5 protein-coding genes are annotated in these 7,135 nt (G+C 66.1%); 4 read left to right on the top strand and 1 reads right to left on the bottom strand.

The genetic code is table 11. The features are described 5' to 3' along the window. Positions 1 to 164: 164 nt before the first annotated feature. The 4 genes from chvE to RCH12_RS16780 all read left to right on the top strand — a co-directional run bounded on the left by chvE (position 165) and on the right by RCH12_RS16780 (position 5,857). Positions 165 to 1,277, top strand: coding sequence for a multiple monosaccharide ABC transporter substrate-binding protein (gene chvE / locus RCH12_RS16795; protein ID WP_279326961.1), 1,113 nt, complete (start codon positions 165 to 167; stop codon positions 1,275 to 1,277). An 87-nt stretch (positions 1,278 to 1,364) separates the two neighbouring features. After that, the gene (gene mmsA / locus RCH12_RS16790; RefSeq protein ID WP_103432733.1) at positions 1,365 to 2,894 is read left to right on the top strand and encodes a multiple monosaccharide ABC transporter ATP-binding protein; all 1,530 of its coding nucleotides are present in this window, start codon (positions 1,365 to 1,367) and stop codon (positions 2,892 to 2,894) included. Positions 2,895 to 2,927: 33 nt separating this feature from the next. Continuing rightward, on the top strand, positions 2,928 to 4,169 hold the full coding sequence (gene mmsB, locus RCH12_RS16785; protein ID WP_103432734.1) for a multiple monosaccharide ABC transporter permease: 1,242 nt from the start codon (positions 2,928 to 2,930) through the stop codon (positions 4,167 to 4,169). A gap of 719 nt (positions 4,170 to 4,888) precedes the next feature. Continuing rightward, a complete protein-coding gene (locus RCH12_RS16780) occupies positions 4,889 to 5,857 on the top strand; it encodes a type IV toxin-antitoxin system AbiEi family antitoxin domain-containing protein (RefSeq protein ID WP_103432735.1) in 969 nt (322 codons plus the stop codon). Between the two features lie 183 nt (positions 5,858 to 6,040). Here the strand turns inward: RCH12_RS16780 and RCH12_RS16775 are convergent, their stop codons facing one another. Next, a complete protein-coding gene (locus RCH12_RS16775) occupies positions 6,041 to 7,054 on the bottom strand; it encodes a LacI family DNA-binding transcriptional regulator (protein ID WP_207795581.1) in 1,014 nt (337 codons plus the stop codon). Positions 7,055 to 7,135 lie beyond the last annotated feature (81 nt).

Raw genomic sequence — 7,135 nt, 5'->3', positions numbered from 1 at the left:
AGCTCCTCGTGATCGATGAAACCACCACCCTGCGGGACTTCTCCCGCGAGGTCCGATGGAACCAGGCGTACTACCGCCTGGCGCAAGGCCTGTAAATCACACACGCACCACTCTGTTTCACCCATTTGACATCAAAGTCGATTGAAAATACGAAAGGAACCACAGTGAAGAAGAAAGCTTTCCTCGCGACACTGGCAGCCGGAGCCATGGTTATGTCCCTGGCAGCCTGCTCCAGCGGCGGCGACTCTGGCGGCGGCGACGGCGGCCTCGTCGGCGTCGCAATGCCCACGAAGTCCTCCGAGCGCTGGATCAACGACGGTAACGCCGTCAAGGAGCAGCTCGAAGCCGAGGGCTTCACCGTCGACCTGCAGTACGCAGAAGACGACATCCCCATGCAGGTCTCGCAGATCGAGAACATGATCACCAAGGGCGCCAAGGCCCTGATCGTCGCCTCGATCGACGGCACCACCCTCACCAGCGTGCTCCAGGACGCCGCAGACGCCGACATCCCCGTCATCGCCTACGACCGCCTGATCCGCGACACCGAGAACGTCAACTACTACGCCTCGTTCGACAACTTCAAGGTCGGCCAGCAGCAGGCCTGGTCGTTGCTGAACGGCCTCGGCCTGGTCGAGCTGGACGGAACGCCCATCGAGGGTGCCCCGGCCGGCCCGTTCAACGTTGAGCTGTTCGCCGGTTCGCTGGACGACAACAACGCGTTCTTCTTCTACGACGGCGCGATGGATGTCCTCCAGCCGCTGATCGACGCCAAGACCATCGTGGTCAAGAGCGGCCAGACCGACATCGAGCAGGTTGCAACCCTGCGTTGGGACGGCGAAGAGGCACAGAGCCGCATGGAGAACATCCTGACGTCGACGTACTCCGACGGCAGCGTCGTCAACGGCGTGCTCTCCCCGTACGACGGCATCTCGCGAGGCATCATTTCTGCCCTCGAGGGCTCCGGCTACACGGTGGGCCCGGAATGGCCCGCGATTTCCGGCCAGGACGCCGAGCTCGACTCGGTCAAGGCCATCGTCGCCGGCGAGCAGTACGGCACGATCTTCAAGGACACCCGCAAGCTGGCCGAGGTCGCCGTTTCGATGACCCTCGCTCTGCTGAACGGTGACGAGCCGGAGATCAACAACACCACCGATTACGACAACGGCGTGAAGGTTGTGGACTCCTACCTCCTCGACTCCTCGATCGTGATCAAGGACAACATCACCGAGCAGCTGGTTGACACCGGCTACTGGACCCAGGCCGAGATCGACGGCTAAGAGTCACGTGTCAGTGACCGGCCGGCGGGGCCTGACAGCCCCGCCGGCCGGTCACCACAACGTATTAGACCTCAGAAAGGAACGCACGTGACCACCAACATCCTCGAGATGCGCGGTATTACCAAGACCTTCCCCGGCGTCAAGGCGCTGCAGGACGTGACGCTCAACGTCGCTCGCGGCGAAGTTCACGCCATCTGCGGTGAGAACGGCGCGGGCAAGTCCACGCTGATGAAGGTGCTCAGCGGCGTTTACCCGCACGGCACCTACACCGGCGACATCGTCTTTGAAGACGAGATCGTTGAATTCAAAGACATCAGGGACAGCGAAGCCAAGGGCATCGTCATCATCCACCAGGAACTCGCACTGAGTCCCTACCTCTCCATCGCGGAGAACATCTTCCTCAACAACGAACAGCGCGGCGCCTTGGGCCTGATCGACTGGAACAAGACCAACACCGAGGCCGTCAAGCTGCTCGCCCGCGTGGGCCTGCGAGAGAACCCCACGACCAAGATCATGGACATCGGTGTCGGCAAGCAGCAGCTCGTGGAGATCGCCAAGGCGCTCTCCAAGCGGGTGAAGCTGCTCATCCTGGACGAGCCGACGGCCGCCCTCAACGACGAGGACTCCGACCACCTGCTCAACCTGATGCTGCACCTCAAGGGCCAGGGCATCACCTCGATCATCATCAGCCACAAGCTGAACGAGATCAAGAAGGTCTCCGACGCCGTCACGGTCATCCGCGATGGCAAGGCCATCGAGACGATCGACAAGGTCGATGTGACCGAAGACCGCATCATCAAGGACATGGTCGGCCGCGACCTCGAACACCGCTACCCGGACCACACGCCGAACATCGGCGAGGAAATCCTGCGGGTGGAGGACTGGACCGCGCACCACCCCCAGGACCCGACCAGGGTCATGGTCGACAACGTCAACCTGAATGTGCGACGTGGCGAAATCGTGGGCATCGCCGGGCTCATGGGCGCCGGACGTACCGAGTTCGCGATGAGCCTGTTCGGCCGCACCTACGGCAGCCGCATCACCGGCAAGGTGTTCAAGGCCGGCAAGGAGATCAAGACTCGCACGGTGACCGAGGCCATCGACAACGGCATCGCGTACGCCACCGAGGACCGCAAGACCTACGGCCTCAACCTCATCGAGGACATCAAGCGCAACATCTCGATGGCCTCGCTGGGCAAGCTCGTCAAGGGCGGACTGGTCGATGACAACGAAGAATTCAAGGTTGCCAACGAGTACCGCACGAGCATGAACATCAAAGCGCCGACGGTGCTGGCCAAAACCGGGAAACTCTCCGGCGGCAACCAGCAGAAGGTCGTGCTGTCGAAGTGGATCTACTCGAACCCCGACGTGCTGATCCTGGACGAACCCACCCGCGGCATCGACGTGGGCGCCAAGTACGAGATCTACGCGATCATCAACGCCCTCGCCGCACAGGGCAAGGGCGTCATCGTGATCTCGTCGGAGCTGCCGGAGCTGATCGGCATCTGCGACCGCATCTACACCCTCTCCGAGGGACGCATCACGGGAGAATTCCCGATCGACGATGCCACCCCGGAGACCCTTATCAAGCACATGACCATGGAAAAGGCCCGTTAGCGTCGGCGCTATCGGAATAGGAGAAACGTCAAAATGAGTGATCTCGATACCAAGCCGGCGAGCAACACGCCCGAAGGTGCACAAGTCAATCCCAGCAACTCCAAAGCGGCGGCCTGGTTCAGCCATGTCATCGCCGACCTCGGCAAGAACGGCATCTTCGTCGCACTGATCGTGGTGGTCGTGCTGTTCAGCTTCCTGACCGACGGCATCCTGCTGCGGCCGCAGAACATCTCGAACCTGATCGTGCAGAACGGGTACATCCTCGTTCTCGCGGTCGGCATGGTGATGGTCATCATCGCCGGCCACATCGACCTGTCGGTCGGATCGGTCGCCGCCTTCGTCGGTGCCGTGTCCGGCGTGTTCGCCGTGACCTGGGGACTGCCCTGGTGGCTGTCGATCATCCTGTCGCTCCTGGTCGGTGCCCTCGTGGGCGTCTGGCAGGGCTTCTGGATCGCTTTCGTGGGCATCCCCGCCTTCATCGTGACCCTGGCCGGCATGCTCATCTTCCGTGGCCTCGCCCTCGTGGTGCTCGGCAACGCGAACATCGGCTCGTTCCCGGCCGAATACCGTGCACTCGGTAACGGCTTCCTCACGGATGTCTTCGGCGAGTTCGAACTGGACCCGCTCACCCTGGGTGTCGCCGCACTGGCGATCATCGCCCTGATCGTGCAGCAGGTGCGTACCCGCAAGGGCCGTGCCGCGTACGGCCAGGAGGTCGAGCCGCTGGTCTGGTTCGTCGCCAAGCTCATTCTCATCACCGTGGGTATCGGCCTGTTCGCCTACGCCCTGGCCTCCTACAAGGGCATCCCGGTCACCCTTATCGTGCTGGCCGTGCTGATCCTCGTCTACGGCATCATCATGAACCGCAGCGTCTTCGGTCGTCACATCTACGCGATCGGTGGCAACCTGCACGCCGCTGAGCTGTCGGGCGTCAAGACCCGCAACGTGACGTTCTGGCTGTTCGTGAACATGGGCGTGCTCGCAGCCCTCGCCGGCCTGATCTTCACCGCTCGCCTCAACCTGGCCGGCCCGAAGGCCGGTGACGGCTTCGAGCTCGAGGCCATCTCCGCCGCCTTCATCGGTGGCGCGGCCGTGCAGGGTGGTGTCGGCACCATCGGTGGCGCCATCATCGGTGGTCTGATCATCGGTGTGCTGAACAACGGCATGTCGATCATGGGTATCGGCATCGAGTGGCAGCAGGCCGTGAAGGGCCTCGTGCTCCTCCTGGCCGTCGCCTTCGACGTCTACAACAAGCGTCGCTCCGGCGGCCGCTAGGCAGCACGCTCCATCCGGCCGCCGGCCCCGCCTCCACCACGGATGCGGGGCCGGCGGTCTTTGTGTGCCCGCTCCCGGCCCGCCCTATGCCCCGCGGCCCACGTCGCGGCCCGACGTGTGCCCCGCGGCCCACGTGGTGCGCGGCTGCACGCTTTGTGCGCGGCGGCACGCTTTTTGCCCGGCGGCCCGCCGTTGGCGCGGTGGCACGCTTCGTGCGCGGCGGCACGCGCTCGAACCAGTGCCGCCGGGGCTAACACCTGCCGCTGGGGCGAAAGCGTGCCACCGGGAGCCTTTCGACCTGGCACGGATGCGGGGCCGGCGGTCCTTCTTGCCCGCCGCCCGCGCGTGTCTCCACGCCGCGGCCCGCTTCATACGCCGCGGCCCGCCTTGTGCCCCGCGGCCCACCTTGTGCGCCGCGGCACACGTTATGCGCGGCGGCACGCGCTAGAACCAGTGCCGCCGGAGCTAAGGCGTGCCGCGGGGGCTAAGGCGTGCCACCGGGAGCCTTCCGTCCGGCATTGACACGTGGGTGCGCTGCTCCTCCACAGGGTACGGATCGGGCGATTGCTCAACCGGACCGGGGCGGTATCGTGCGCCAGCGGGGCGAAGAGGGACGCTGACGTATGGCCAATCTCCAGTCCCCGTTATCCAACCCTTCGTCCACCGAACGCACAGCAGACGCCGCGCGCCACCGCCGAACCCTCCGCCTCGCCGAAGTCGTGAGCACTCGGTATGGCGGGCTGCTCCCCTCCGGTGCCCTGCGAGAGGTCGGAGTGTCGACGCGCGCACTCCAGACGCTGTGCGCGCGGGGTGTGCTCCAGAGTGTCCGTCGCGGTGTGTACGTGACGGGCGAGCGTTGGCGCACCGCTGATGTCGATGAGCGGTACCGCCTGATGGTACGGGCGACCGTTCTGGCGTCGGGGCGCCGGCCGGTGTTGTCGCATCAATCTGCGGGCATCCTGCACGGCTTTCCCACCATCGGGAGCTGGCCCGCGACGGTGCACATCAGCACCCCTGACGCTGTCGGAGGCAGCAGCACACGGTTCATAACCAGTCACCGTGGGCCGGCACCGGACTCAGTACAGGAGATCGACGGATGCCAGGTCACCTCTATTGCGCGCACCCTGGTGGATGTAGCCGCCTCGTCACCCTTCCTGGTGGGCGTCACGATGGTGGATCATGCGCTGCGGGTTGAGCAGGAACGCGCCGAACGGGAGGGGCGCGGTGGGGTGCCGATCCGACCGGCGCTGACGAGGGAGGACCTCTACCGCGAGCTCGCGCTGGTGAATCCGCGAACCGGTCGGCGCCGCGCCGAGCGGGTGATCGCCTTCGCGAACCCGCTGGCGGCAAACCCGGGGGAGACCCTGAGCAGGGTGCGGATATTTCAGCTCGGCTTTGAGGCGCCGGAGCTGCAGGTCTGCTTTCCCGACATCCTCGGCGGCAACGCTTGGGTGGACTTTTTCTGGCGCCGGGTGCGCAAGATCGGCGAATTCGACGGGTTCCTCAAGTACGGCACCGGGCCGGTGCTCGGCAATCGCGACCCGAGTTCGGTGGTGTGGCAGGAGAAACAGCGCGAGGATGCGTTGCGCGCCCGGGTGAACAGTTTCGACCGGTGGGGCTGGGATCTTGCTCTCTCACCGACCCGGTTCCACGCCTTCCTCACTGAGCGGGGCGTGCCCCGAGCCTGAGCGATTGCGGCGCCGAACGGGGCGGATCCGGCTCGCGGCACGGGCTAGGCGCGGTGGCACGCGGTGTATCCCGGGCCGGCGGGGCGGAAGCGGGCCGGCGGGGCGGAAGCGGGCCGGCGGGGCGGAAGCGGGCCGCCGGTGCGAAGTCGCGCCGCCCGGGGAGGGGCGGCCAGCGGGGGAGGCTCAGTCCTCGGCGTCGATCCGGCGCGTGGAGGAGCGTTCGATGAGGGCGGGAACGGACGCCGGAAGCGGGGAACCGTCACCGTTGATGCGGCCGAGCAACACGCTGAGCATGTCCCGCCCGATGTGCTCGAAATCCTGACGCACGGTGGTGAGCGGGGGCGACAGGTGCTCCGCCTCGGGCACATCGTCGAACCCGACGATGCTGACGTCGCGGGGAACCGACCGTCCCCGATCGGACAGGGCGTGCATCAGCCCGACCGCCATCTGGTCGTTCGACGCGAAGATCGCCGTGAGCCCCTCGAGGTCGCAGGCCATGCCGAAGGTGTAGCCCGCGGACGGCGACCAGTCGCCGATGCCGATGCGGCGCGCCTGCAGGCCGCGGGAGGCCAGCTCGTCGCGCCACCCGCGCTCCCGCTCCTTGGCGTCGATCGAGTCGCTCGGCCCGGCCAGGTGGGCGATGTTGCGGTGGCCGAGCCCGGCCAGATAGGCCACCGCGGTGCGGGCACCGCTGTACTGGTTGGCCCCGACCGTGGTGATACCGGTGCGGGCCGTCGCCTCAAGCGCGACCACGGGGATGGCGAGCTCCATGCCCGCGACGACGTCGACGACGCCCTGGCGGCTCGTGATCACGGCGATACCCTCGACGTTCTGCCGGAGGAACGCTTCGACGACGGCCCGGATCGCCGACGGCTCGGTGTCGATCAGGCTGGCCGTGAAGACCGACCAGGATGCCTTCCGTGCGGCAGCGTTGAAGTAGAGCTGGGTGGACGCCGGCCCGAATTCGGGTGTGCCAGTGGCGATCAGCCCGATGGTGCGCGACCGCCGGGTCACGAGCGCCCGCGCGGCGGGGGAGGGCACGTAGCGCAGCTTCTTGATGGCCTCTTCGACCCGAACCCGGGTGGACGGCCGCACATTGGGCAGGTCGTTGAGCACCCGGGAGACCGTTTGGTGCGACACCCCGGCGAGACGCGCGACGTCGAAGATCGTCGCCTGGCGGGGAGTTTCCTCTCTCACGGCGATACCTTTCCCTGCGGGTGACGGGGCCCCAACTCTCCGCGGTCGATCGTCACACGGAGCATCCGGCCAGCCCACATA

Origin of the sequence: Cryobacterium sp. MP_3.1 (assembly GCF_035984795.1) — a bacterium.
Lineage (GTDB): Bacteria > Actinomycetota > Actinomycetes > Actinomycetales > Microbacteriaceae > Cryobacterium > Cryobacterium zongtaii.
This window is presented reverse-complemented; position numbering and strand designations above follow the sequence as displayed.

Coding starts and splice junctions, on each gene's coding strand:
- mmsB (WP_103432734.1), top strand. CDS start 2,928: ATGAGTGATCTCGATACCAAGCCGGCGAGCAACACGCCCGAAGGTGCA.